23 protein-coding genes are annotated in these 25,181 nt (G+C 64.5%); 14 read left to right on the plus strand and 9 right to left on the minus strand.

The annotated features are described in order from the left end of the window. The first annotated feature begins 36 nt into the window (after positions 1-36). Positions 37-1,740, plus strand: coding sequence for a ShlB/FhaC/HecB family hemolysin secretion/activation protein (locus tag NDK18_RS07065; protein ID WP_250624997.1), 1,704 nt, complete (start codon positions 37-39; stop codon positions 1,738-1,740). 63 nt (positions 1,741-1,803) lie between these two features. On the opposite strand, the gene NDK18_RS07070 is transcribed toward NDK18_RS07065, so the two are convergent. Further along, the gene (locus NDK18_RS07070; RefSeq protein WP_250627399.1) at positions 1,804-2,328 is read right to left on the minus strand and encodes a dihydrofolate reductase family protein; all 525 of its coding nucleotides are present in this window, start codon (positions 2,326-2,328) and stop codon (positions 1,804-1,806) included. 16 nt (positions 2,329-2,344) lie between these two features. Further along, complete coding sequence (locus NDK18_RS07075) at positions 2,345-2,857, minus strand: lipocalin-like domain-containing protein (protein ID WP_250627400.1); 513 nt, start codon at positions 2,855-2,857, stop codon at positions 2,345-2,347. 265 nt (positions 2,858-3,122) lie between these two features. Between NDK18_RS07075 and NDK18_RS07080 the strand changes: the two genes are divergently transcribed. Next, the gene (locus tag NDK18_RS07080) at positions 3,123-3,980 is read left to right on the plus strand and encodes a LysR family transcriptional regulator (protein ID WP_250624994.1); all 858 of its coding nucleotides are present in this window, start codon (positions 3,123-3,125) and stop codon (positions 3,978-3,980) included. A gap of 81 nt (positions 3,981-4,061) precedes the next feature. Here the strand turns inward: NDK18_RS07080 and ssb are convergent, their stop codons facing one another. Beyond that, positions 4,062-4,616: a single-stranded DNA-binding protein gene (gene ssb, locus NDK18_RS07085; protein WP_250627401.1), complete on the minus strand. Its 555-nt coding sequence runs from the start codon at positions 4,614-4,616 to the stop codon at positions 4,062-4,064. Positions 4,617-4,788: 172 nt separating this feature from the next. Further along, positions 4,789-5,766: a DedA family protein/thiosulfate sulfurtransferase GlpE gene (locus NDK18_RS07090; RefSeq protein WP_250624992.1), complete on the minus strand. Its 978-nt coding sequence runs from the start codon at positions 5,764-5,766 to the stop codon at positions 4,789-4,791. 193 nt (positions 5,767-5,959) lie between these two features. Here NDK18_RS07090 and NDK18_RS07095 point away from each other — a divergent pair, with 193 nt between their 5' ends. Continuing rightward, positions 5,960-6,958 carry a polyprenyl synthetase family protein gene (locus NDK18_RS07095; protein WP_250627402.1) on the plus strand — a complete coding sequence of 333 codons (999 nt, stop codon included), beginning with the start codon at positions 5,960-5,962 and terminating at the stop codon, positions 6,956-6,958. Between the two features lie 2 nt (positions 6,959-6,960). After that, on the plus strand, positions 6,961-8,049 hold the full coding sequence (locus tag NDK18_RS07100) for a glycoside hydrolase family 18 protein (protein ID WP_250627403.1): 1,089 nt from the start codon (positions 6,961-6,963) through the stop codon (positions 8,047-8,049). 46 nt (positions 8,050-8,095) lie between these two features. Here NDK18_RS07100 and NDK18_RS07105 read toward each other — a convergent pair whose 3' ends face one another. The 3 genes from NDK18_RS07105 to NDK18_RS07115 are packed head-to-tail and all read right to left on the minus strand — an operon-like array spanning position 8,096 to position 11,312. After that, positions 8,096-8,887 (minus strand): dienelactone hydrolase family protein, encoded by a 792-nt coding sequence (locus NDK18_RS07105; protein ID WP_250624989.1) that lies wholly within the window; start codon positions 8,885-8,887, stop codon positions 8,096-8,098. Between the two features lie 32 nt (positions 8,888-8,919). Beyond that, positions 8,920-10,110 (minus strand): FAD-dependent oxidoreductase, encoded by a 1,191-nt coding sequence (locus NDK18_RS07110; protein ID WP_250627404.1) that lies wholly within the window; start codon positions 10,108-10,110, stop codon positions 8,920-8,922. Further along, a complete protein-coding gene (locus tag NDK18_RS07115; protein WP_250627405.1) occupies positions 10,107-11,312 on the minus strand; it encodes an FAD-dependent monooxygenase in 1,206 nt (401 codons plus the stop codon). The genes NDK18_RS07110 and NDK18_RS07115 overlap by 4 nt, the downstream gene beginning before the upstream one ends. A gap of 90 nt (positions 11,313-11,402) precedes the next feature. Between NDK18_RS07115 and NDK18_RS07120 the strand changes: the two genes are divergently transcribed. The 9 genes from NDK18_RS07120 (at position 11,403) to NDK18_RS07160 (ending at position 20,634) form a co-directional block, all read left to right on the plus strand. Further along, positions 11,403-11,996, plus strand: coding sequence for a hypothetical protein (locus NDK18_RS07120; RefSeq protein WP_250624986.1), 594 nt, complete (start codon positions 11,403-11,405; stop codon positions 11,994-11,996). Positions 11,997-12,002: 6 nt separating this feature from the next. After that, positions 12,003-12,569, plus strand: a complete 567-nt coding sequence (locus tag NDK18_RS07125) for a cob(I)yrinic acid a,c-diamide adenosyltransferase (RefSeq protein WP_250624985.1) — start codon at positions 12,003-12,005, stop codon at positions 12,567-12,569. A gap of 72 nt (positions 12,570-12,641) precedes the next feature. Then, entirely contained in the window at positions 12,642-15,146 is a 2,505-nt protein-coding gene (locus tag NDK18_RS07130) for an LPS-assembly protein LptD (protein ID WP_250624984.1), read from the plus strand. A 43-nt stretch (positions 15,147-15,189) separates the two neighbouring features. Further along, entirely contained in the window at positions 15,190-16,578 is a 1,389-nt protein-coding gene (locus NDK18_RS07135) for a peptidylprolyl isomerase (RefSeq protein ID WP_250624983.1), read from the plus strand. A gap of 6 nt (positions 16,579-16,584) precedes the next feature. Beyond that, on the plus strand, positions 16,585-17,580 hold the full coding sequence (gene pdxA, locus NDK18_RS07140; RefSeq protein ID WP_250627406.1) for a 4-hydroxythreonine-4-phosphate dehydrogenase PdxA: 996 nt from the start codon (positions 16,585-16,587) through the stop codon (positions 17,578-17,580). Continuing rightward, positions 17,577-18,371, plus strand: coding sequence for a 16S rRNA (adenine(1518)-N(6)/adenine(1519)-N(6))-dimethyltransferase RsmA (rsmA, locus tag NDK18_RS07145; RefSeq protein ID WP_250627407.1), 795 nt, complete (start codon positions 17,577-17,579; stop codon positions 18,369-18,371). The genes pdxA and rsmA overlap by 4 nt, the downstream gene beginning before the upstream one ends. Before the next feature lie 64 nt (positions 18,372-18,435). After that, entirely contained in the window at positions 18,436-18,819 is a 384-nt protein-coding gene (gene apaG / locus NDK18_RS07150) for a Co2+/Mg2+ efflux protein ApaG (RefSeq protein ID WP_250624980.1), read from the plus strand. A gap of 10 nt (positions 18,820-18,829) precedes the next feature. Then, positions 18,830-19,681: a symmetrical bis(5'-nucleosyl)-tetraphosphatase gene (locus NDK18_RS07155; protein ID WP_250624979.1), complete on the plus strand. Its 852-nt coding sequence runs from the start codon at positions 18,830-18,832 to the stop codon at positions 19,679-19,681. A gap of 116 nt (positions 19,682-19,797) precedes the next feature. Continuing rightward, complete coding sequence (locus NDK18_RS07160) at positions 19,798-20,634, plus strand: hypothetical protein (RefSeq protein WP_250627408.1); 837 nt, start codon at positions 19,798-19,800, stop codon at positions 20,632-20,634. 106 nt (positions 20,635-20,740) lie between these two features. Here the strand turns inward: NDK18_RS07160 and secA are convergent, their stop codons facing one another. Both secA and NDK18_RS07170 read right to left on the minus strand, forming a co-directional pair. Next, positions 20,741-23,470 carry a preprotein translocase subunit SecA gene (secA, locus tag NDK18_RS07165; protein WP_250624977.1) on the minus strand — a complete coding sequence of 910 codons (2,730 nt, stop codon included), beginning with the start codon at positions 23,468-23,470 and terminating at the stop codon, positions 20,741-20,743. A gap of 113 nt (positions 23,471-23,583) precedes the next feature. Then, complete coding sequence (locus tag NDK18_RS07170; RefSeq protein WP_250624976.1) at positions 23,584-24,534, minus strand: M23 family metallopeptidase; 951 nt, start codon at positions 24,532-24,534, stop codon at positions 23,584-23,586. A 31-nt stretch (positions 24,535-24,565) separates the two neighbouring features. On the opposite strand from NDK18_RS07170, the gene NDK18_RS07175 reads away from it, so the two are divergent. Then, the gene (locus tag NDK18_RS07175; RefSeq protein WP_250624975.1) at positions 24,566-25,045 is read left to right on the plus strand and encodes a DciA family protein; all 480 of its coding nucleotides are present in this window, start codon (positions 24,566-24,568) and stop codon (positions 25,043-25,045) included. The last annotated feature ends 136 nt before the right edge of the window (positions 25,046-25,181 follow it).

Genomic DNA, 25,181 nt, shown 5'->3' on the forward strand with positions numbered 1-25,181 from the left:
CGGCGCCCCTTGCCCTTTTTGCATAGAACCCAAGCCATGACTTCGAAGCACCCCACCGCCCTGCGTCAGACCGTACTCGGTTCGGCACTTTCGCTTGTCCTGCTCGGCACCGCCGCGCACGCACAGGCCGTACCGCCGGTGCAGCTGCCCAATAGCGGGCAGTTGCTGCAGCAGGTGCCGCAACAGCCGTCGAACGTGCCTTCGTCGGACCTCGACCTGAATATGCTTCGCCCGCAGCGCGAACGCGGCGAAGACACCCGCCCGTTCATGGTGCGCAGCATTGAAATCAGTGGAAACACTCTTCTTCCCACCGAAAAGCTGCATGCGTTGGTTGCCGATAGCGAAGGCAAGGAGCTCACCCTCAACGAACTAAGCGACGTAGCCGACCGCATCAGCATGGCCTACCAGCGTGCCGGTTATCCGCTGGCGCGTGCCTACGTACCGCCCCAGACCCTTCGCGAGGGCGTGGTGAAGATCGCCGTGGTCGAGGCCCGCTACGGCAAGGTAGTGCTGCAGAACCAAAGCTCGGTGGCCGACGGCCCCTTGAACGCCACCTTGGCACCGCTGCAGCCAGGCCAGCCGGTAAGCAACTACACACTCGAGCGCAGCCTGCTGTTGCTGTCGGACATCCCCGGCGCGCTCACGGGTTCCGTGGTCCGTCCGGGCACCGATCCGGGTACTTCCGACCTCCTGGTCAATGTCAATTCAGCGCCGCGCTATACCGGCACCGTTGGCCTGGACGACTTCGGCAATCGCTACACGGGGCGTGCGCGCCTGGGCGGCAACTTCGATGTCAACGGCCTGCTGCACCAGGGCGACCTGCTCGACTTCAGCGCGCTGAGCTCCGGCGGCGGCATGAACTATGCGCAAGGCGGCTACCGCTATTTGCTCAACGGCCAGGGCACCACCCTGCGCGCGGCAGTATCGACCCTGCACTACCATCTGGAAAACGGCCTGGAAGCGCTTGATGCGCATGGTTCGGCCCTGGTGGGCAGCCTCGCATTGAGCCAGCCGATCATCCGCAACACCGCGGTCAACCTGTACGGCCAGATCGAATTCGATCGTCGACTGCTAAGGGACGATATCGACGTGGCCTTCGTGCACAACGATCGCCAGGCCAATGTCTGGAGCGCGACCCTTGCCGGCGACCAGCGCGACAGTACCGGCATCACCAACTTCAATATCAGCGCCACCCACGGCAAGATCACCTATACTGACACCCTTGCCGACATCATTGACCTGCTCACCGCGAACAGCCAGGGCACCTACACCAAGTTCAGTGCCTCGGTATCGCGCCTGCAGCAGCTCAATCCCGACAATGCGATCTATGTCGGCTACAGCCAGCAGTGGTCCAACAAGAACCTCGACACCTCGGAAGAGTTCTACCTGGGCGGCCCCAACACGGTACGCGGCTACGACGTGGGAGCGCTGGCAGGTTCACAGGGCAACCTGCTCACCGCCGAGTTCCGCCACGACTTCAACCTTCCGAGCGTCCCAGGTCACTGGCAGGCAGCGGCGTTCGCCGATACCGGCCGCGTGCAGGTGTACAAGAACCCGTTTGTCAACGGCGTCAACAGCGGCCGCATGAGCAGCGCGGGCCTGGGCCTTCACTGGGCGGCCGCCGACAACTGGACGGTGAGCGCCAGCGCCTCCAAGCCGATCGGCAACACGCCTGAACTGCTGGGCGATGTAGGTACCAAGACACGCTTCTGGGTGCAGGTGCAGAAAGGGTTCTACTGAACCACCGCAGATGAAGAACCCCCGATGATTCGGGGGTTTCTTTTTTGATGAAAGAACACAACGCTACCCGCCGACCTGGTACTCGGTCTTCACCAGTCCGCCGGCATAGTGTTGCGTCTGGACATGCCGCAGTGGGATGTCACTCGGCAAAGCGCCGAAAAGCGGAATGCCCTGTCCAATCAGCACTGGCACACGTGTGATGATGAGGCGCTGGATCAGGCCGGCACGCAGAAAGCCTTGAATGGTGATACCGCCGTCGACATAGACGTGGCGGGCACCGCTTGCGGCAAGTCGCGAAACAATGTCGGCAGGAGGCCCCGCCATCTGTTCAACGACGCCGCCCACGGCGGCCGACAAATCGACGGGCCGGCTGCTCAGCACCACGACACGCTTGCTGCCGTAGTGCCACGGGCCGAGCGTGAGCACCTTCTCGAACGTCTTGCGACCTATCACGATCACATCGACACTGGCGATGAACTCGTCATACCCATGCGGTTCGCCGCCACCTTCGGGCAGGAAATCCAGGCTGTCGTCTACCCGCGCAATAAACCCGTCGACGCTGGCGCCGATGAAAACGGAAGTGATCATCTTCAGATTCTCCGTATCAATGCGAAATTCTCTTCCACCCCGTCAGTGGGATATCGCCATTGGGTCGCGGCGGCACTTTCCAGCTGAGCATGTCACCGCTTAGTTGATAACTGCGCACTTGGGTCGTTCCTTCCCAATTCGGATACGTTGATCCGTCGATATGGAAGGTAAGCGTGCCCTTCATGGTGTCGATTTCGACGGTGCCGAAATGAGAGCTTGTCCCCAGTGCGGAAGCCCGGAATTCCTCTGGCGTTCCTGCCTTCTTGTCGTTGGCGGCGAACCTTGGACGAGAGCTGTCGAAGATAAACGCCGAATAGTGCCCGGCGTGATCAATCTGCAGCAGGCCTTTGGGAGCATCGCCGTAGTCATGTCCGCGCGTTCCGTCCGGATGTTGAACGTCGGCAAAGGCAAGCGTCCAGGTGCCTTCGATGGCAGCCACTGTATTCATTTTACTGGGCTCCGTGGCGGTGACTGCGTGAATCGGGAGAAGGGCCAGAAGGGCGAATAGAAATGTCTTTGCTGATTTCATGACTTCGGTTTCCTGCAAGGTTCCGGCGAATCGGCTGTGTGTTGATCGGCCCATAGGAGCCTGCGACGCGAAACGACGACATGGCCGTGCAGGGTTAGCAGGCCGCGCCAGAGCTATCGCATGAACAAGCGCCTCTCCCGATGGATGGCTGGAAGTTGGCCGATGACAAAAATTGACGATGTGCCGTGCAGCGTAGTGCGCTACGATACATTTAGAAAACATATGAATAAGTATTTCAGCCATAACAAAATGAAATGGATAGGCCATGAAGTCCCTCGACCTGGATGCCGTCAAAGCCTTTGTCCTGACTGCTGAACTGCAGAGCTTCACCCGCGCCGCAGAAGCCCTGGACAGCACGCAATCGGCGATCAGCCTGAAACTGCGACGACTGGAAGACCAGTTGGGCCGACGACTCCTGGAGCGAACGCCGCGCCAGGTGCGGCTATCTGCCGAGGGGGCCGCTTTCATGGAGTCCGCGCGCGAGTTGGTCGGGGCGCACGAGCGCGCCATCGCCTCCTTTGAAGTGAAGCAGCGCCGACTGGTTATCGGCATCAGCCACCTATTGGTGGGCAGCGAGTTGCCCGGCTTGTTGCGTTGGATGAACGAGCACGATCCGAATCTGGTGATCGAGCTACGAGTCGCCGGCTCTAACGAAGTGCTCAAGGCCTACGACGATGGTGTGCTGGACGCCGCCCTGGTATTGCAGCCGGAAGATCGTCGTCGCAACGGTGAAGTGCTATTCGCCGAATCGTTCGCCTGGATCGCCGCACCGCACTGGCAGATGCGTTCAGGTCAACCGTTGCCGCTATCGACGCAAGGGGAGACATGCAGCATCCGTGCGGCAGCGGTCCGTGCGCTTGATAGTGCCGGCATCGCCTGGACGGAGGTGTTTATCGGCAAGGGCGCCGCCGTGGTGGGGGCTGCGGCGTCGATTGGATTGGCCGTAGCCGTGCTGCCGAGGCGTGCTGCGCCCTCTGGCACCATCGATATTGGCCACGCGCTTTCATTGCCTGCGCTACCTACACACGAGGTAGTGCTGTATTCGGCGCTCCATGATCGCCGATCGCGCAATGCGCTACATACGCTGGCGATGGCATTCAAGAATCTGTCTAAAGCCGCCTAGTCGAATTCCGAAAAGAAAAAAACCCCCGAATCATCGGGGGTCCAGTGCAACAGGCCCTACAAAAACGGGCTAAGGCGTGCCCTAGAAGGGAATGTCATCGTCGTCGAAGTTGTCGTTCGACGGGGGCGGATTGCGCTGGGGAGCGCGATCGTTGCCGCCGCGGGCGCCGTAGTCACCACCGCCACCGTCACCGCCACCAGCGCTGCGGGCCGGGCCGCGCGGAGCACCGCCGCCGCTGCGGGCGCCGCCACCGCCACCACCGCCACCACCGAATCCACCGCCGCCACCACCTTCACCGGCGTTGCCGCCGATCATCTGCATCTCGTTGGCGACGATGTCGGTGGAGAAGCGCTCCACGCCATCCTTGTCGGTGTACTTGTCGGTGCGCAGGGAGCCTTCGATATACACCTGGCGACCCTTCTTGAGGTATTCGCCGGCAATCTCAGCCAGCCGGCCGAACAGCTTCACGCGGTGCCACTCGGTGCGTTCCTGTTTCTCGCCGCTGGATTTGTCCGTCCAGCTTTCCGACGTGGCCAGGCGAAGGGAAGTGATGGCCGTGCCGCTGCCGGTGTAACGGGTTTCGGGGTCTGCCCCCAGGTTGCCGATCAGGATGACCTTGTTGACGCCGCGTGCCATGGGAATTCCTTGGGTTACATGCCGAAACTTAAAGCGAAGTCGGCGAAGTTGTGGATGCGCCGGCAGCGTGCCGGGGCGCTTAGGATGATAGCAAGGCGCCGGCCCTGCCGGAGTGCCGGGCGGCCAATGAAGGGTGTCGGCCCCGCCCCCGTCGGGGGTCGGGCAGGTCAGCTCAGGCCGGGCGAATGCCCGGGGCCTGCACCAGGCCCTCGCTTACCAGTTCCTCGACCGGATAGCCGGCGTCGGCCCATGCATCGAGGCCGCCGAGCAGCGGACGCACCCGGCGGTAGCCTCGCTGCCCCAGCAACTGCGCGGCGCGCGCGGCGCTGATCTCGTTCGGGCAGGTGCAATAGATCACCATCTCGCGATCGGTGGGCACTTCCTTGACCAGTTCGTCCAGGCCCGCCAGGTCCGCCAGGATCGCCCCGGGAATGGTGCGGGTGTCGACGATGCGGTTGGCCATGCCGCGGATGTCCACCACCAGCGGGCCGCGGCCTTCGGCCAGGGCGTTGTTCAATTCCGTCACCGTGATCCGGGCCATCTCAAGCGAGTGCAGCAGCCGGCGGCGCTGCCACCACTTCATCGCGATATAGACCACAAGCAGGGCCAGCACGACTTCGCCCGCCACGGTGCCGGCGCTGGCCAGGCTAGCCAGCAGGGTGTCGATCTGGGCGGAAAACGCATAACCGATGCCGATGGCAAGACCGGCCCAGAGCAGCGAACCCAGGCCGTCCATCAGCACGAAGGCCGCCGGTGTCAGGCCCATCGCCCCGGCCATGGGCGGCGCAACGGTGGATAGGCCCGGCACGAACTTCGACACCAGCAGCAGCATGCCGCGCCAGCGCTGGAAGCGGAGTTCCGAGGTTTTCACGCAGGAATCCGGGGACAGCGAGATCCGGCATATCGTGCGCATCACGCGCGAGCCGAAACGACGCCCGGCCATGTACCAGGCAAGATCGCCCAGAAGGCATGCGAGGATCGCCACCCCCACCAGTTGCGGCAGCGGCAGGCGGTCGATCGCCGCCAGTGCGCCGGACACCACCAGGGTGGGAACCGCGGGCAGGGGCACACCCGCCTGCTCGACGAGCACGTTGATGAAAACCACCAACAGGCCGTATTGGGCGATGAGTTCGATGATGTGTTGGGCCATGACCGGTTCCGCGCCAGGTTCCCCCTGTCGATGCCCGGAATAGTTGGGCCAGGGCCGCGGATTTGCAAGCCGGCCGAGGGCGATGACCCGCTCGCCGGACCGGTCGTGGCTGCGCCAGAGAGGGCGACCACCGCGCTCACGCCCTTCCGCCTATAATCCCGTGGAATTGCCGTACCCCCTTTCAAAGGTTTCCATGAGCAGCGTGCCCGCGGCCCGTCAGGCCCTCGATTTCTCCAGCGTCCGGGATCTTGCCGCCGCCGACATGGCACAGGTGGATGCCCTGATCCGCGCACGGCTGTCCTCCGACGTGGTACTGATCAACCAGATCGCCGACCACATCATCGCCAGCGGCGGCAAGCGGCTGCGGCCCATGCTGCATACGCTGGCTGCGCGCGCCGCGGGGTACACGGGCGACAACCACGCCAAGCTCGCCGCGATCATCGAGTTCATCCATACCTCGACCCTGCTGCACGACGACGTGGTGGATGAATCGGACCTTCGCCGCGGTCGCAAGACGGCCAACGCACTGTGGGGCAATGCCGCCAGCGTGCTGGTGGGCGATTTCCTCTATTCCCGTTCATTCCAGTTGATGGTGGAACTGGACGACATGCGCATCATGCGCATCCTGGCTGACACCACCAACACCATCGCCGAGGGCGAGGTGCTGCAGCTTCTGAATATCGGCAACGCGGACGTTACCGAACAAGCGTACCTGGCGGTGATCGAACGAAAGACCGCGGTGCTCTTCGCCGCGGCCACGGAACTGGGCGGCCTGCTCGGCGGGCTGCCCGCCACCGAAGTGGCCGCGCTTCGCACTTACGGCATGGAGCTGGGCTACGCATTCCAGATCGCCGACGACCTCCTGGACTACCTCTCCGATGCCGGCACGCTGGGCAAGAACATCGGTGACGACCTGGCCGAGGGCAAGCCCACCTTGCCGCTGATCTTCGCCGCCGAACGCGCCAGCGAGGAAGACCGTCAATCGATGCGCCGCGCTATCGAGCAGGGTGGGCTGGAGTCATTGGAGCCCATTATCGAGGCCATTCGCAAATCCGGCGCGCTGGAGCTTACCCGCGAACGCGCACTGGCCCACGCCGATGCAGCGCTTGCCGCGCTCGAGGTGCTGCCGCCGTCGGAGTGGCGCGACGCACTGGCCACCCTGGCCCGGTACTCGGTAGACCGGTCGTTCTGACCATGCACAAGGTTTTCATCACCCTGGGCCTGTTGGCCTGCATCGTGCTGGCCGGATGCGCGGCACCCACGCGCGATTACCGGGTGGTCGGTTATATCAGCGACACCGAACACACCGACCGCATCGATGCCTCGCGCATCGATACCTTGATCTACGCGTTCGCCCAGGTCGACCACGACGCGGTCGTGCTGCTTCCTTATGCCGCCGACTCGCTGGCCAAGGTGGTGGCGCTGAAAAAGGCCAATCCCTCGCTTCGCGTGGTGATCTCCGTCGGTGGCTGGACGGCCGACGGATTCTCGCAGGCCGCGTCTTCCGTGGAAGGCCGGCAACGCTTCGCCAGCAGCGCGGCGAAGCTTTTGGCCGACCATTACGCCGACGGCCTGGATATCGACTGGGAATATCCCGGCCACGGGGAATCGGGTATCGCCAGCAGCCCGGCCGACCGGGTGAACTTCCCGTTGCTGCTGGCTGCCACGCGCAAGGCGCTCGATGCCCTGCCCGGCCACCACACTTTAAGCGCCGCGGTGGCCGATGGCGCCTTCGTCGACGGCGTGGACATCCCGGCGGCGAACCGGTACCTGGACTGGTTCAACCTGATGACGTACGACTTCAACAACTCGCTCACCCCGACCACCGGCCACCACAGCGGCCTGCATCCGTCGGCACTGGCACCGGCCGACGCACGCACGGGCGACCGTGCCGTGGCGCAGTTCCTGGCGGCAGGCGTGCCCGCGTCAAAGCTGTTCATCGGTGTGGCGTTCTATGGCCGCCAGTTCAACGGCGTGAAGCCCGAGGCCAACGGCGTGTACCAGCGCTATGGCAAGTACGGCACTGAAATTCCATGGCCGGAACTGAAAGCGAAATACATCGACAAGAACGGCTTCAAGCGCTACTGGGATGCCGATGCGCAGGCGCCGTACGTGTGGAACGCCAGCACCGGCACTTTCATCAGCTACGACGATCCGCAGTCGATCGCCGCCAAGGTGGCCTTCGTCAGGAAGATGCACCTGGGTGGCGTGATGTACTGGGAGCAAAGCCTGGACACCGACGGCGACTTGCTGCGCGCGGTGGCAGGCGACAAGGCGCGCTAGTACACGCCCGTCGCCTGCTGATAGTCCGCCTACTTCGTAGACGTACTTACTTCTTGAAGCCCGCCGCGATGAATTCGTGCATCAATGCATATGCGCGCGTGGCCGAGCGTTCGTCGTAGCGGCAATTGCCCGCCTTGCCGGTGGCTTCCTTCTCGGTGAAGCAATGCACGGTGTTGCCGTAGTCGACCAGCGTCCAGTCGACCTTGGCATCGCGCATTTCCTTCTCGAAGGCGGCTTTCTGGTCGTTGGGCACGTAGCTGTCGTCGGCGCCGTTCAATACCAGCACCTTGGCCTTGATGTTTTTCGCCTGGGTAGCATCGTCGGTGGACAGGATGCCGTGGAAAGTCACTACCGTAGCGATGTCGGCGCCGCTGCGAACGAGGTCCAGCACGGCCGACCCACCGAAGCAGAAGCCGATGGCCGCCAGGCGCGTGCCGTCGATCGGCGCCTTGCCCACCTGGGCCTTGAGCTCTTCAAGCGCTTTGGTCACATGCTTCTTCATCAACGAACGATCGGCATAGAACGGCTTGACCGCGGCGCCGGCTTCGTCGTCGTTGGTCGGACGCACGCCCTTGCCGTACATGTCGGTGAGCAGGATCACATAGTCCTTGCCGGCGATCATCTTGGCCTTGGCAATGGCCATGTCGTTCACGCCGTACCAGTTGGGCACCATCACCAGCCCCGGACGCTGAGTCTTCACCGCGTCGTCGTACACCAGCACGCTGTCGAAGGTCTTGCCGTCCTGCGTCCAGCTCACCGGCTTTGCGACCATCGCCGCCTGCGCGACGCTCGCGATGGCGAACACGATGCTTCCGAACAACCATTGCCTCATACGCATGAACATTTCTCCACTGGTGGACTTACGATGAGTCATCGCCCACTGGCGTGGGCGATGAGCAGATTCTTCAGCGGCGCGATCGCGTTGAGCGCGGCCACGCCCAGCGCACGCGCGGCGGCCACGGGTGGCCATTGCGTGGCATAGATCCGCGCCAGCGCATCGAATGACAAGGCATCGAGTTCATCGGCGCTGCGGCGGCGGCGTGCGTAGCGACGCAGCACGTGCGCGGCGCCGATATCCGCGCCGCGCACACGTGCCTGGCGCAGTGTGTCGCGCAGCTCCGTAACGTCGCGCAAGCCGATATTCACGCCCTGTCCGGCCAGCGGATGCACCGTGTGCGCAGCGTCGCCCAGTAGCACGAAACGCGCGGCCTGGTAGCTCGTGGCCAGTTGCATGTGCAATGGGAAAGCTGCCCGCCTGCTGGTGGCAAGCATCGGTCCCAGGCGAAAATCGCAGGCAGCGCCAAGTTCATGCAGGAAATCGGCGTCGCTTAAGGAAAGGATTCTCTCCGCCTCGGCCTCGGGCAGTGACCAGACGATGGAACTGCGGCCATCGGCCAGCGGCAGCAAGGCCAGTGGACCGCCGCGCAGGAATCGTTGCCAGGCCGTGGCCTGGTGCGGACGTTCGTGGGACACATGGGCCACCACGGCGCGCTGGTTGTAGTTGCGTCCCCGCGTACCGATGCCGGCCATGGCGCGCAGGGGCGAAGCACCGCCATCGGCGGCCACCACCACGCGAGCGTGCAGCGTGCTGCCATCGTCAAGCGTGAGAGTGGAACGTTCGGCATCGGCGTGCCACGCCGATACCGTTGCCGGGCTGCGCAGCATCACTCCGGCGCCGGGCAGGCGCTGGAAAAGCTCCTGCTGCACCAGGCTGTTCTCCACGATCCAGCCCAGTGCCTTGCGGCCACGATCGCCGGCATCGAAATCGATGGCGCTGCCGGTGGCTTCGTCCCAGACATGCATGTGCCGGTAGGCGCAGGCACGAGCGGCGCGGATCGTGTCCCAGGCGCCGAGTTCCTGCAGCAGGGAAATAGATGATTCGGCCAGGCCCACCACGCGCAGGTCCACTTCGGCATCGGGCTTCCAGGGCGCAGGATCCCGCGCCTCCAGCAGGGCCACATGGAAGTCGTCGCGTGCCAGGGCCAGCGCTGCCGCGGCGCCCACCATGCCACCGCCGACCACCGCGACGTCCAGCAACGATGAACTGCGCCGCGTGCTCATGCCTGCCCCTCGCGCACGGCGATGGGGGCACCGGCACGCAAGCCCATGCCACGCGCCGTCATCGCGGCACGAAGCGGCGGCACGCCCATCGCCAGCATCGCCAGCGAACGCAACGGGCCGAGGGCGGGTTCGGGCAGGCACGCCAGGCTCGCCAGGCCGTGGCTCATGGCCATGGTGGCTTCGCGGTCGGCCTGGCGGCGCTCGGCATAGGCGGTGAGCAATCCGGCTGCGCCGGGATCGGTCGCGGGAGCGGCAAGTTCGGCCAGCGTCAGTGCGTCGCGCAGGCCCAGGTTGAAGCCCTGTGCACCGATCGGATGGATGGTCTGGGCGGCATTGCCCACCAGCACGGCTCGCGGCCCGACGATGCGGGAGGCGGCCACGCGGCGAATATCGTGGCGGAAGCGCGGTCCCGGTCGGGTGAGCTTGCCCAGTCGCCAGCCAAAGCGGCGCTGTACCTCGGCGCAGAAATCGTCGTCCGCCATGGCCTGGATGTGGTCGGCCTCGGCAGCGGCGACGGTGACGATGATGCCCACCCGCCCCTGCGCCAACGGCAGGATCGCCACCGGGCCATCGTCGGTGAAGCGTTCGAAGGCCCGCATCTGGTGGGCACGCGCCGGCGTGGCAGTGGCGACGAAGAGCGACTGCTGGTAGTCGATGTCGTCGGTACCGATGCCCAGGTTGGCGCGCACGAAGGAATCGGTGCCGTCGGCACCGACCAGCAGGGCGGCGTGGACTTCACGCTCACCTTCGGGCGTGGAAAGCCGGGCACCCCAAGCGTCGTCCCGATATTCCAGCCCCTCCAGGCGCGCCGGCGCCAGCCTTTGCAACCGGGTGCAACGGTCCAGCCGGCTGGCCAGGGCCGCGCCCAGCGCGGGGGCGGGCAACGTCCAGCCCATGGCGTCGACGCCGGCGGCCCGGGCCGATAGCCGCACGCTACCGAAGTCGCCAGCCCGGGTAACGTGGATATCGGTGATGGGCGTGGCCGCCGCACGGGCATGTTCCCAGACGCCGATGGCGACGAGTCCGTTCACGGTGGCCCGTGCCAGCGCCAGGTTGCGGTCGCCGGGAGCGGCAGGTGCTGGGGCACGCGGGGCGCCGGCTTCCACCAGGATGGCGTCGCGGCCGGCGGCGTCCAGCGCGATGGCGAGGCTGGCGCCGACCAGGCCACCGCCGACGATGAGGATGGGGTGCGCGTCGGTCATCCGCCGATGATACGCGTTGCCGGCTCCGGCGGCCCGCGGTGCTAGAATGAGCATTGCCCAACTTAAATCTTTCGAAGTGGAGTCGACCCCATGGCTTTGACGCATGTACAGCGCACCGGCATCTTCGCGCTGCTCGCCATCGTGATGGCCGCCACCCGCGTGAACCACTTCGGCGCCCTGCCCGACGCCAGCTGGGCGGTATTCTTCCTCGGCGGTTTCTGGTTGCGCGGCTCGGCACGCTGGGCTTTCCCGCTGCTGATGGCTGAAGCGGTACTGGTCGATTTCTTCGTCATCCGTGGCCAGGGCATCAGCTTCTTCGACCACTATTGCGTGTCGGTGGCCTATTGGTGCCTGGTGCCGGCCTATTTCAGCATGTGGCTGGGTGGCAGCTGGCTCGCCCGCCATGGCAGCCGGCTGGAACTGCGCAGCCTGGGCCTGCTGGTGGCCAGCCTGGTGGTGGCGGCAAGCACCTGCTACCTGATCTCCAACGGCAGCTTCTACTGGCTCAGCGATTCGGTTCCGCAGCCGCGCAGCTTCGGCGCCTGGGGCGCGAACCTGGCCGACTGGTACCTGCCTTACCTGCGCACCGCCGCCATTTATGTAGCCATCGGCGCCGTGCTTCACGTGCTGGTGGTACAGCTGGCAGCCCGGTTGCACCGCGACCACGGCCGTCTCGCCCACTAACCACCCGTGGGCAACCGCCTTTCGAAGATCTACACCCGCACCGGCGACGACGGCAGCACGGGCCTGGGCGACGGCTCGCGTACGCCCAAGGATTCACTCCGCGTCACCGCCTACGGCACGGTGGACGAGCTCAACAGCACGATCGGCATGGTGCTGGCCGCCGAGGGGCTGCCCGCGGACATAGCCGAGGCCCTGGTGCAGGTGCAGCATGAACTGTTCGACCTGGGCGGCGAGCTTTGCATCCCCGGCATGGCCATGATCCACGACGCTGACATCGACCGCCTGGAACAGGTGCTGGACCATTTCAACGCCGATCTCCCCGCCCTGAAGGATTTCATCCTGCCCGGCGGCGGCATGGCCGCGGCTACCGGCCATCTGGCCCGCACGGTATGCCGCCGCGCCGAACGCGATGTGGTCGCCCTTTCCCGGGCCGAGGACATCCGCCCCCAGGCGCAGCGTTACCTGAACAGGTTGTCCGACCTTCTTTTCGTCCTTTGTCGCGTGATGGCCCGCGCCAGCGGCCATGGCGAGGTACTCTGGCAGCATGAAAGGCGTCGCAAGGGCAGCGCCTGAAAGCTAAGGTAACGTCCTAGGGGGAGGGGTTTTCTGCTAACTTGGCCGCCTTTCGTCAGACAGAATGCGCCCGTGCCGACAAGCCTTCGCACCCTGCCGCCCCGCCGCCTCCTGGCGATCGCCGCCTCGGTATTCCTTTTCGGTGCCGCGGGAGCCAGCCAGGCGCAGGAAGCCGTGCCCGCGCCCGCCCCGCATACGCCCAAGGACTGGAATGCGCCGCCGCCGTCGCCGGTGTGCGCGCTGGGCTCGTTCATGTGCCCCATCAAGCCAGTTAGTTACGAGCAGTGCCGTCCCAACGCCATGCTCGGCTTCTACGATCCAACCCTGCCGCAGGACACCACGGGCCGCGATACGGCGATCACCTACCCCCAGGCGGTGTCGGTCGATGGTTCCGACCAGACGCTGTACCACTTCAACGGCAACGTGAAGATCGTCCGCTACGACCAGATGATCCTGGCCGACAACGCCACCTATAACGACGACACCACGGCGTATGACGCCGTGGGCGATGTGCGCTACCAGGAAGCGGGCACCCTGCTGCAGGCCGACCACATCTGGGGCGTGAACGAAACCAACCACGTCGAGGCCGACAACGTCACCTACCAGCTGCTGCAGTCGCACGGCAACGGCACCGCGGTGCACGCGGACATGCTGGACAAGCAGCACAGCAAGTACACCACCGCGTCGTACTCCACGTGCGACCTGGGCAAGCACGTGTGGGAATTCCGCGGCAAGACGATCACCATCGACAAGGACACGGGCATAGGCGTGGCCCGCAGCGCCACCATGCGCTACAAGAACATCCCGTTCCTGTACCTGCCGTATTTCACCTTCCCGGTGGACAACCGCCGCAAGAGCGGCTGGCTGTTCCCCACGTTCGGCAGCAACAAGCAGTCGGGCTACTACATCGCAGCGCCCTATTATTTCAACCTGGCGCCGAACTACGACGCCACGCTGACGCCGACGATCTACGCACGCCGCGGCGCCATGCTAGGCGGTGAGTTCCGCTACCTCACGCCAAGGAACCGCGGCTCGTTCGACTTCCAATACCTGCCCAATGATCAGGTCGATGGCGGCACGCGCTACCTGTACAAGTTCGTCGACTCAACTTACCTGCTCCCGGGCTGGTCGTTCGGTACCTCGATCAACCGCGCCTCCGATCGCGCCTATTTCCACGACTTCGCCAACGACCTGTACAACTCGTCGATCGGCATCCTGTCGTCGAACGCCTATATCTATGGCGGCGGCAAGTATTGGTCCACCTCGTTCGGCGCCGACGATTACCAGAACGTCGATGCTTACCTGCCCGACAACGTGGTCCCCTACAAACGCTGGCCGCGGGCCACGCTCAACCTGGACGTGCCGATCGAGCGCTGGCTCGAGTTCGGCATGAACAACGAGGCCGTTGCCTTCCGCAAGAACGACTTGGCAACCCAACAGGTCGAAGGCAACCGCCTGGACTTGTACCCGTTCCTGAAGGCCGACTTCCAGGGGGCCTACTGGTTCGTGCGTCCGAAGATCGGTTACCGCTACACGGCCTACGACCTGATCGACGACTACGACTACAAGGCGTATTCAAGCTTCGATCCGGCCTACCAGTTTGCGCGCGATGGCGTCACGCCCAACGCGAAGATCTTCAACGACCGCACGCCCTCGCGCAGCCTGCCCATCGCCAGCTTCGACACCGGCCTGATCTTCGACCGGGATACGAACCTGTTCGGCAACAGCTACACCCAGACGCTGGAGCCCAGGCTCTACTATCTGTATGTGCCCTATCGCAACCAGGGCAACCTGCCGCTGTTCGACACGGCGCTGATGTCGTTCGACTACTGGCAGCTGTTCTCGGAAAACGAGTTCTCCGGCGCCGACCGCCAGATGGACGCGAACAACCTCACCGCCGCGGTGACGACCCGGTTGCTCGATGACAACGGCGTGGAACGCTTCTCCGCGAGCCTGGGCCAGATCCAGTACCTGAAGGGTTCGCAGCGTGTGCAGGCCGCCTACCAGACATTGATCAGGAACGCGGACGGCAGCATCAGCGTCCAGCAGCCGACGCCGACCGACAATTACACCTCCGACTATGTCGCCCAGGCCACCATGCAGCTCAATGATGACTGGAAGGCAGCCTCGAGCTTTCAATGGGATCCCCAGTATCGTCGCCCGGATCTAGGCACATTCTCGATCCAGCACCGGTTGGGAACGGACGGCATCATCAATTTCGGCTACCGCTATCGCCGGCAGACCCCGAACCAGAATGTTGCCTACCTGGAACAATTCGATGCCTCCGCTGTCTATCCGATTTCCGATCGCTGGAGGGTGCTGGGACGCTGGGTATTTTCGAAACTGGATCACCGCACGCTCGAGGCTCTCGCCGGCGTGGAATATGAAAACTGCTGCACGAAAATACGCCTGATTGGCCGTCATTACGTCAGCAGCACCAACCCGGGCGTTACCGGGCAGATCCTGGACGCAACCACCCGGAATTCGGTCATGTTCGAGGTTGAATTCAAGGGCTTGGGTACCACCAGCCCGCAAATCGATACCCTCCTGCATCGTGATATCCTTGGATATCAATAAAACACTCAACGCGCGCCGCGAGCGGCGCCAGGCAAATCATTCGATGAAGCAGACCCCCGCCCTCCTCGCGCTTGCGCTCGCCATGGCCCTGGCGCCCCAGGCCCAGGCTCAGTTCCTTCCCAGCGCGGGTGCCGGGCAGTCGTCCCAGATGAACGATCCGAACCGCCCGCTCGACAAGATCGTCGCGGTGGTCGAGGAAGACGTCATCCTGCAGAGCGAACTGGACGCCGCCGTGCGTTCGGTACAGCAGCAGTACGCGTCGAATCCGCAGCAGCTGCCGCCGGAAAATGTACTGCGCCGCCAGGTGCTCGAGCGCCTCGTGCTCACCCGCCTGCAGGTGCAGCGCGCCCAGGACCAGGGCATCAAGGTGGCCGACAGCGACATCGACCAGGCCATCAACAACGTGGCCCAGCAGAACAAGATGACCGTCGACCAGCTGCGCGCCGCCGTGGCCCAGGACGGCTTCAGCTACGCCGGCTTCCGCCAGCAGATTTCCGAGCAGATCACCGCCCAGCGCCTGCATGAAAGCGTGGTGCGTGATTCGGTGAACGTCACCGATTCGGAAGTGAACAACCTGCTGGCCAGCCCCACCTACAAGGCGGGCGAAGTGCATCTGGCGCACATCCAGATCAGCGTGCCCAGTGGCGGCGGCGCCAGCGACATCGCCGCGGCCCAGACCAAGGCCGAAGCCGCCGAGGCGGCCATCAAGGGCGGCATGGACTTCAACGCAGCGGCCATCCGTTATTCCGATGCGCAGGACGCCCTTGAAGGCGGCGACCTGGGCTTCCGCCGCATGGACGAAGTGCCGCCGGCGTTTGCCGATGCCATCGCCAACATGAAGCCGGGCGACGTGTCGCCGGCGCTGCGCGGTCCCACCGGCTTCCACATCCTGAAGCTGGTGGAACAGCGCGCCCCGCAGAAGCAGATGGTCACCGAGTACCACGCGCGACAGATCCTGATCAAACCGTCCGAGATCGTCACCATGGCCCAGGCCGAAGCCAAGGCCGATGCGATCTACCAGCGCCTGACGGCCAAGAAGGAAGATTTCGCAGCCGTTGCCAAGACGGACTCGAAGGACGAGACCACCGCCAACAATGGCGGCGACATGGGCTGGTTCGCGCAGCAGGCCTGGGGCCAGGCCATCGCCACCCAGATCACCACGTTGAAGGACAACGAGATATCCAAGCCGTTCCAGACCGATGCCGGCTGGATCGTCTTGCAGCGCATGGGTTCGCGTGACGCCGACCGCACCGACCAGATGGCCCGTGACCAGGCCCGCCAGGCCATCGGCAACCGCAAGGCCGACCAGGCTTACGACGACTACCTGCGCGAACTGCGTTCCACCTCGTACGTGGAAATCATCGACCCGGCGCTGAAGGACATCGACGCCAACGGCAACGCCGTCGTCGCGCCGCCGAAGACCAACTCGTAACGCACCATGCCTAGCGCGCTGCCCCGGCTCGCCGTCACACCCGGCGAACCGGCCGGGGTCGGCCCTGAATTGATCGCCCACCTGGCCGCGAGCCCGCTCGCGGCCGATTTCGTCGTGATCGCAGACCGCGAACTCCTGCTCGACGCCGCCGGGGCCACCGGCTTGCTGCTGGCGCTCGAGGACGACGATGGCAAACCGCGCCGACATCGCGCGCCGGGCTCGATGAGGATCCGCCATGTTCCCCTGGCCAGCGCCGCGCGGCCGGGCCACCCGGATCCGGCCAATGCCGGCTACGTGCTCAGCACCCTCAGGCAAGCCGCGGACGGCTGCATGGATGGCAGCTTCGCCGGGGTGGTCACCGGCCCCGTGCAGAAGGCCACCATCAACGATGCCGGTATTGCCTTCAGCGGCCACACCGAGTTCTTCGCCGAACGCGCCGCCTGCGAGGTAGTGATGATGCTGGCAAGCCCGGAACTTAAGGTAACGCTGGCCACCACCCATCTGCCGCTCTCGGCAGTGCCCGCCGCGATCACCGAAACCTTGCTCGAGCGCGTATTGCGTATCGTCGACCGCGCCTTGCGCGAGCGCTTCGGCCTGGACCACCCGCGCATTGCGGTGCTGGGCCTGAACCCCCACGCGGGCGAAGCCGGCCACCTGGGCCGCGAGGAAATCGAGCGCATCGAGCCCTTGCTGGCCCGGCTGCGCGCCGAGGGCATGGCCTTGCTTGGACCGATCCCCGCCGACACGGCTTTCGTGCCCGCGCAACGCGCCAGCTATGACGCGGTGCTGGCGATGTACCACGACCAGGCGCTGCCCGTGCTCAAGAGCGAAGCCTTCGACCGCACGGTGAACATCACCTTGGGGTTGCCCTTCATCCGCACCTCGGTGGACCACGGCACGGCGCTGGACCTGGCCGGCAGCGGCCGCGCCAACCCCGCCAGCCTGATTGCCGCGGCCAGCATGGCGCTGGATCTTGCCCATCGCGGCCGGGTGCGTGCATGAGCGCCCGACCGAAGAAAAGTTTCGGCCAGCATTTCCTGCACGAGAAGCGTTACATCGATTCCATCGTTTCGGCCATCTCGCCGCGGGACGGTGATACCGTGATTGAAATAGGCCCCGGTGAAGGCGCGCTCACGCTGCCGCTGCTTACCGTGGCGCGGAGAATGACCGCGGTGGAGCTCGATACCGACCTTATCCCCGCCCTGCAGGCCCGCGCGGACAAGATCGGCGAGCTGCACATCGTCCACCAGGACGTCCTGAAGGTGGATTTCACCCGCATGGCGGCGGAGATGGGCGCGCCGCGCCTGCGCATTGCCGGCAACCTGCCCTATTACATTTCCAGCCCCATCCTGTTCCACTGCCTGGATCACTCAGGCGTGATCGAAGACATGCACTTCATGTTGCAGAAAGAAGTGGTCGATCGCATGGCGGCCGACCCCGGCAGCAAGGTCTACGGGCGCCTGAGCGTGATGCTGCAGCTCGCCTGCCGGGTGGAATCGCTGTTCGTGGTGCCGCCGGGCGCCTTCCGGCCGCCGCCGAAAGTGGACTCGGCCGTGGTGCGCCTGGTGCCGCTGCCAGCGGAAAAGCTGCCCACGGTTGCGCCCCAGGCCATCGATCGCGTCGTGAAGGCCGCCTTCGGCATGCGCCGGAAGACTTTATCGAACACGCTCAAGGGCCTGGTGGGCGAAGCGGGCATCATCGATTGCGGTATCGATCCGCGCGCGCGTGCCGAAACGCTGTCACCAGCCCAATTCGTCGCCCTGGCGGAAACCTATGCCCGGCAACGGGGCTGAACGTCGACACGTCCTGCACACCACGGCGCTTGCCGCCATGACGGCCCTCCCGGACAATCGACCCATGAACGAGAAGTCCACCAACGCGATCGACATCGACGTTACCAGTCGTTTCGATGCCGATCACTCCAAGCCCGCCGATGGGCGCTATGTCTTTGCCTATACGGTCACCCTGCGCAATACGGGCAAGCGTCCCGCACGGCTGCTTACGCGCCACTGGGTGATCACCGATGCCAACGGCAAGGTGGAGGAAGTCCATGGCGACGGCGTGGTGGGCGAGCAGCCGTGGATGAAGCCCGGCGAGCGCTACCAGTACACCTCCGGCGCCATCCTGGAAACCGCCGTGGGCACCATGCACGGCAGCTACGAGATGATCACGGACGACGGCATGGAGTTCGAGGCGACCATCCCGCGATTCGTCCTGTCCATCCCGCGCACGCTGCACTAGGCCCGGCGCGATGGCGGTTTATGCGATCGGGGATGTCCAGGGCTGCTACCCCGAGCTCCAGCGGATGCTGGAGAAACTCAAATTCGATCCGGCCGCCGACAAGCTCTGGTTCTGTGGCGATCTGGTCAACCGTGGCGGCGAATCGCTGGCCACCTTGCGGCTCATTCATTCACTGCGCGATTCGTCGATCATCACGCTGGGCAACCACGACCTTAGCCTGCTGGCCATCGGCCAGCGTCGCGACGACGCCAAAGCCCGGGTGAACCCGGAACTGCGCGAAGTGCTGTTCGCCGAGGATGCCGGCGTGCTGCTGGAGTGGCTACGCACGCAGAAGCTGATGCATCACGACGAAAGCCTCGGCTGGACGATGCTTCATGCAGGCATGGCGCCTTCGTGGACGCTACGCCAGGCCCAGCGCGTGGCCATGGACGTCGAGCGCGAACTGGGCAGTCCGCGCCACGGCCGCCTGCTGCGCAACCTGTTCGGCAACCGCCCGGCAGGTTGGGGCAACCGACTGCAGGGCGTGGACCGCCATCGCGCGGCGATCAACACCTTCACCCGCATGCGCTACTGCGATGTCAGCGGCCGCATCGATTTCGAAAGCAAAGGCACGCCCGGCACGCAGAAGCCGGGCATGTATCCCTGGTTCGAAGTTCCCGGGATGAAGAAGCGCGAGACGCGCATCGTCTGTGGGCACTGGTCGTCGCTGGGTCGCTTCGCAGGCCTGGGCGTGTGGTGCATCGACACCGGCTGCGTGTGGGGTGGCCAGCTGACCGCGTTGCGGCTGGATACGCCGGAGCCTGAGTACATCACGGTGCAGGCGGAGTCGTTCCGGACCAAGCCGAAGGACGGCGGGGACTGAACGCGCGGTTGGTGCAGCCCTGCGCGCCGAACTTGTGACCCATTCTTGCTAGCGGCTGATCATGCCGCTGGCTACCGTTGCGTTCTTTGCATCATGACGCAAGGAGCGGCCTGACAATGCCAGCAACGGGTGCAGCATCCCCTTCATTCAACATCCCTTCGATTGGACAGATATTCCACGCCATCCCCAAAGCCCTGGTCGGGTTTCTCGCGGCTTTCGGCGGCGTTTCCAATGCCTGTGACGCTTCAGCCCGCCCGCCAGGGCAGCAGCATGGCGGAGGGCTGCAAACCGAGGCTCACGCGCGCTGGCAGAACGAATGGTCGTCGGGGATGCAAGCCTGCCTGAGTGAGCCATGGGTCCCCCAGTTCGGTCCTGACCGAAGCATTGTCGAATGCGCGCTGCGGGGAATATCCCGCTGGCAGCAGATCAGCGCGGATACCGACGACGCCAAGGTGGTATCCCGGAGCATGGCCCGGTACCGGCCTTCCCCGGCGGCTTCAACCTTGCCCGAGCCCATGCGCCACAGGATCCGGCAGATCACGGTCAAGGCAAACCAGATCATGCGCACAACAGACGCCTATGCCCGAACGATGGAGCAGACTGAATCTCTCCTGTGGTTTTATTCATCGGCATCCAGGCAGGACCTGGCCGACCCAGGCCAGCGTTATACGGCAACTCGCCTGATCGAACTGCTGGATGACGCCCTGGGGTTGGAGTCGTTCATGGAAGAAGCCTGTCTCCTGAGCTACCGCTTGCATGGACTGGCAACGAGCGCAGGGGAGCAGATTTATCGGCTCCAACCTGAGCTGATGCGTACGCAGGAGGATCGCGCGGCGTTTGCAAGGAGGGTGAACAAGGATTTCGTGGCTGCGGATGCGAGCATGAATAATCACCAGGCTCACACCCTGCTGCGGCTGCTGGCCACGCACATCAACGAGAAGAATTCCTCCTGACCGGTGGCATGATGCGCCCAAGGCTGATCGCCGCTACCGACCACGTAAAGCCGAGGTACAAAAAAGCCGGGAAATTCCCGGCTTTTTCGCAACCATTACCAGGCAATCAACTCAACTGCCCGTGGCAATGCTTGTACTTCTTCCCCGATCCACAGGGGCAAGCATCATTGCGACCGATCTTCGGACCGGCGTCGGCTGGCACCAGCGACGAAGCCATCGGCGGCAGTGCGGCGACGCCTTCCGGTTCCTGCTGGCCCATCGCGCCGGCATCGGCATGCTGGAACTGCATCTGCTTGGCCTGGGCGATGCGCAGCTGCTCCGCTTCCATGGCAGCGACTTCTTCTTCGCTGCGCACGCGTACGCGGGCAAGCATCTGGATCACTTCGAGCTTGATGCGGTCGAGCATGGTGGAGAACAGCTCGAACGACTCGCGCTTGAATTCCTGCTTGGGCTGCTTCTGCGCATAGCCGCGCAGGTAGATGCCCTGGCGCAGGTAATCCATGCTTGCCAGGTGTTCCTTCCAGGCGTTGTCCACCACCGAGAGCATGATGTGCTTCTCGAGCTGGCGCATCACGTCGGCACCTACATCAGCTTCCTTGGTGGTGAAGTAGTTGGCGGTTTCGTCGCGTACGTAGGCCACGATGGCGTGGTCGTCCACGTCGGACGTCTGGCGTTCGACCCAGCCCTTGACGTCGAACTTCAGGCTGAATTCGTTATCCAGCTCGCGGTCGAGGCCGGCCAGGTCCCACTGCTCATCGATGCTCTCGGCGGGCACGAAACGGCGCGCAACGGCCACGACGACATCGTCGCGGATGTCCTTGATGGTGTCCGACACGTCGGTGGACTCCATCAGTTCATCACGCTGGGCGTAGATCACCTTGCGCTGGTCGTTGGCGACGTCGTCGAACTCCAGGAGGTTCTTGCGGATGTCGAAGTTGTGCTGCTCGACCTTGCGCTGCACCTTCTCGATCTGCCGCGAGATCATGCGGTCTTCCAGCGGCTGGTCGTCGGTCATGCCGAACATGCGCATCCAGCGCTCGATGCGTTCGCCACCGAAGATGCGCATCAGGTTGTCGTGCAGCGACAGGTAGAAGCGCGAGGAACCCGGATCGCCCTGGCGGCCGGAACGGCCACGCAGCTGGTTGTCGATGCGGCGCGACTCATGGCGCTCGGTGCCCACGATGTGCAGGCCGCCGGCCTCGATCACCGCGTTGTGGCGCTTCTGCCATTCATCGCGCACCTTGGCCTTCTGCTCATCGGTGGCGTCGTCGCCCAGCGTCGCGAAATCGGCCTCGAGGCTGCCGCCCAGCACGATGTCGGTGCCGCGGCCGGCCATATTGGTGGCGATGGTGACCGAGCCCGGCGCGCCAGCCTGGGCCACGATGTGCGCCTCGCGTTCGTGCTGCTTGGCGTTGAGCACTTCGTGGCGCACGCCTTCCTTCTTCAGGAGCCCGGAGACAAGCTCCGAGACATCGATGGAAGCGGTACCCACCAGCACCGGCTGGCCGCGCTCGTGGCAATCCTTGATGTCCTGCACCACGGCCTTGAACTTCGACTCCGCGCCCAGGAACACCAGGTCGGCGTTGTCCTTGCGGATCATCGGCTTGTGGGTGGGGATCACCACCACTTCCAGGCCGTAGACCGACTGGAACTCATACGCCTCGGTATCGGCGGTGCCCGTCATGCCGGCGAGCTTGGTGTACATGCGGAAGAGGTTCTGGAAGGTGATCGTGGCGAGCGTCTGGTTCTCGCGCTGGATCGGCACGCCTTCCTTCGCTTCCACCGCCTGGTGCAGGCCATCGGACCAGCGGCGGCCGGCCAGCGTACGGCCAGTGAATTCATCCACGATGATCACTTCGCCGTCGCGCACGATGTAATCGACATCGCGCTGGTACAGCGCGTTGGCGCGCAGCGCGGCGTTCAAGTGATGCACCACCGCCAGGTTCTTCGAATCGTACAGGCCGGTATCTGCGTCGATGACGCCCGCTTCCTGCAGCAGCTGCTCGGCGTGCTCCATGCCCTCTTCGGACATGTGCACCTGCTTCTGCTTTTCGTCGACGAAGTAGTCGCCCGTGGTGTCTTCCTTCTCCTGCCGGTTCATCCGCGGCACGATGCGGTTGACCGCGATGTACAGCTGCGGGGAGTCTTCGGCGGGGCCGGAGATGATCAGCGGGGTGCGGGCCTCGTCGATCAGGATGGAATCGACTTCGTCGACGATGGCGTAGTTCAGCCCGCGCTGGAAGCGCTGCTCGCGGCTGAGCGCCATGTTGTCGCGAAGGTAGTCGAAACCGAATTCGTTGTTGGTACCGTACGTGATGTCCGCGTTGTAGGCCGCGGCCTTATCGCCGTGGTCCATGCCCGGATACACCACGCCGACGCTGAGACCAAGGAAGCCGTAGAGCTTGCCCATCTGGGCCGAGTCACGGCGGGCCAGGTAGTCGTTGACGGTAACGACATGGACGCCCTTGCCTTCCAGCGCGTTGAGGTACACCGGTAAGGTACCCACCAGGGTCTTACCCTCGCCGGTACGCATCTCGGCGATGCGGCCGCCATGGAGCACCATGCCGCCGATCAGCTGCACGTCGTAGTGGCGCATGCCCAGGGTGCGCTTGGCGCCCTCCCGGACCACGGCGAAGGCTTCGGGCAGGATCTTGTCCAGCGTCTCACCAGCCGCCAGACGCTCCTTGAACTGGGGTGTCTTGGCTTGCAGCTGGGCGTCGGAAAGCTTCTCGTACTCCGCCTCCAGGGCGTTGATACGATTTACGGTCTTGGACAGCTGGCGCAGGACGCGCTCGTTACGGCTGCCGAAAATGCTCGTCAGGGCGCGATTGAACATCGATCATCCGGATCAGGAGACAAAAGTCCCCGGGCGCCAATGGGCCCGGAGTCAAAGGGGACGATGATACTACGCCCCGACCCCAACCCGGGTGGCGGCGCGGAGCCGCGCTTTCAAGTACCGGTCGTGGCGCCGCGGACGGATTTGACGTAGGCGAGCGGATTGACCACGCGTCCGTTCAGCCAGACCTCGAAATGCACGTGAGAGCCGGTGGAACGGCCCGTGGAGCCGGCGCGGGAGATGGTCTCGCCCACGCGTACATGCTGGCCGGCGTGGACCAGGATGGCGCTGTTGTGGGCGTAGCGGGTCATGTAGCCGTTGCCGTGGTCGATCTCGACCACGTCGCCATAACCGCTGCGGACGCCGGCGAAGGTGACCATGCCCTCGGCCACGGCATGGACGCTGGTGCCCAGGGGAGCGGCGATGTCCAGGCCCGTATGGCGCGCGGCGTGGCCGCTGAAGGGATCGGGGCGGCCACCGAAATACGAGGAAATGTAGCCATCGACCGGCATGCCGGTGGGTTTCAGGCTGGAGTCGATGTTGCGATCGAGCAGGAGGCGCTCAAGCGCCTGCAGCTGCGACTGCTGGCTGTCGAAGGTGGCCGAGAGCTGGCTGATGCTGGCATCGAGCGTGGCCGGCAGGTTGTAGGCGCTGTCGGCGCTGCTCACTTCCGGGCCGCCCATGGGTGGTGCTTCGTCGAAGTTGAATTCACCATCGCCAAGCTTGCCCACTTCCGTCAGGCGCTCACCGAGGGCGTTGATGCGGGTGGATTGGGCCTGCAGCTGGCCGAGCTTCACGGCGAGGGCATCCAGATCGCGCTGGGCGTCCTGGCGTACCGTCGCCAGCTGGGCGTTCTGGGCGGCGACCTGCTGATGCAGGGCATCGAGTTCGTTCATGGCCCGGCGGTGGGGGCTGGCCAGGGCCAGGGCCACACCGGCGCCGATACCGGCGAGTCCCAGTACCACGGCGACGGCAGCCCCGATCGCCTTGCCGCGCAAGCGCGGGCAGGTGAGGTCCAGCCGGGTGGGAGCCTTGCGGTCCCGTGACACGAGTATGATTTGCATTGCCTACCGCATATTGGTCAAAAACGGTCCCATGCAGCGTTCGACCCCGTCGCCCCGCCGACCGACCCGCGGATTGAAGTCCGCGATCGACGTCGGCCCGATTGCTTCGCTTGCACGGCGCGCGAAGCAACTGGACGACCTGGACCGGCAGCTGCGCCAGACATTGCCGAACCCGCTGCGCGATCAGGTGAGATTTGCTGACCTTCGCGAGGGACGACTTGTCTTCCTGGCGCCCTCCCCTGCCTGGGCCTCGCGCCTGCGCCTGCACCAGGCCCAGATCCTCGAAGCGGCGCGGGCCATGGGCACGCGGGCAAGTTCGGTAACCGTGAAAGTGGCTTCGCTGCCCCCGGGGTTACCCGAGCTACCGCCAGCCAAACCGCTTTCCGTGGGTGCCGCAGGCCACCTCCAGGCAGCCGCGGCATCCATGTCTGACCCGGAACTTCGGGCCATGTTCCTGCGCCTTGCCTCAGTCGCCGCACGCGGTGCGCATGACGATGAGCCGCAAGACTAAACTCGTGGCTATGTGCCTGATTATTCGAAAGAAAACACCCCTGTGCCTGCTTCCGTCCGCAGACCTTTAGGGTCGGGCGGGGGTTTTTTATATCACGGCCCTGTAAAGAAAAAGTTCACCTAGCCTTCACGGCATG

The sequence above is a fragment of the Pinirhizobacter soli genome (assembly GCF_015905305.1).
Lineage (GTDB): Bacteria > Pseudomonadota > Gammaproteobacteria > Xanthomonadales > Rhodanobacteraceae > Pinirhizobacter > Pinirhizobacter soli.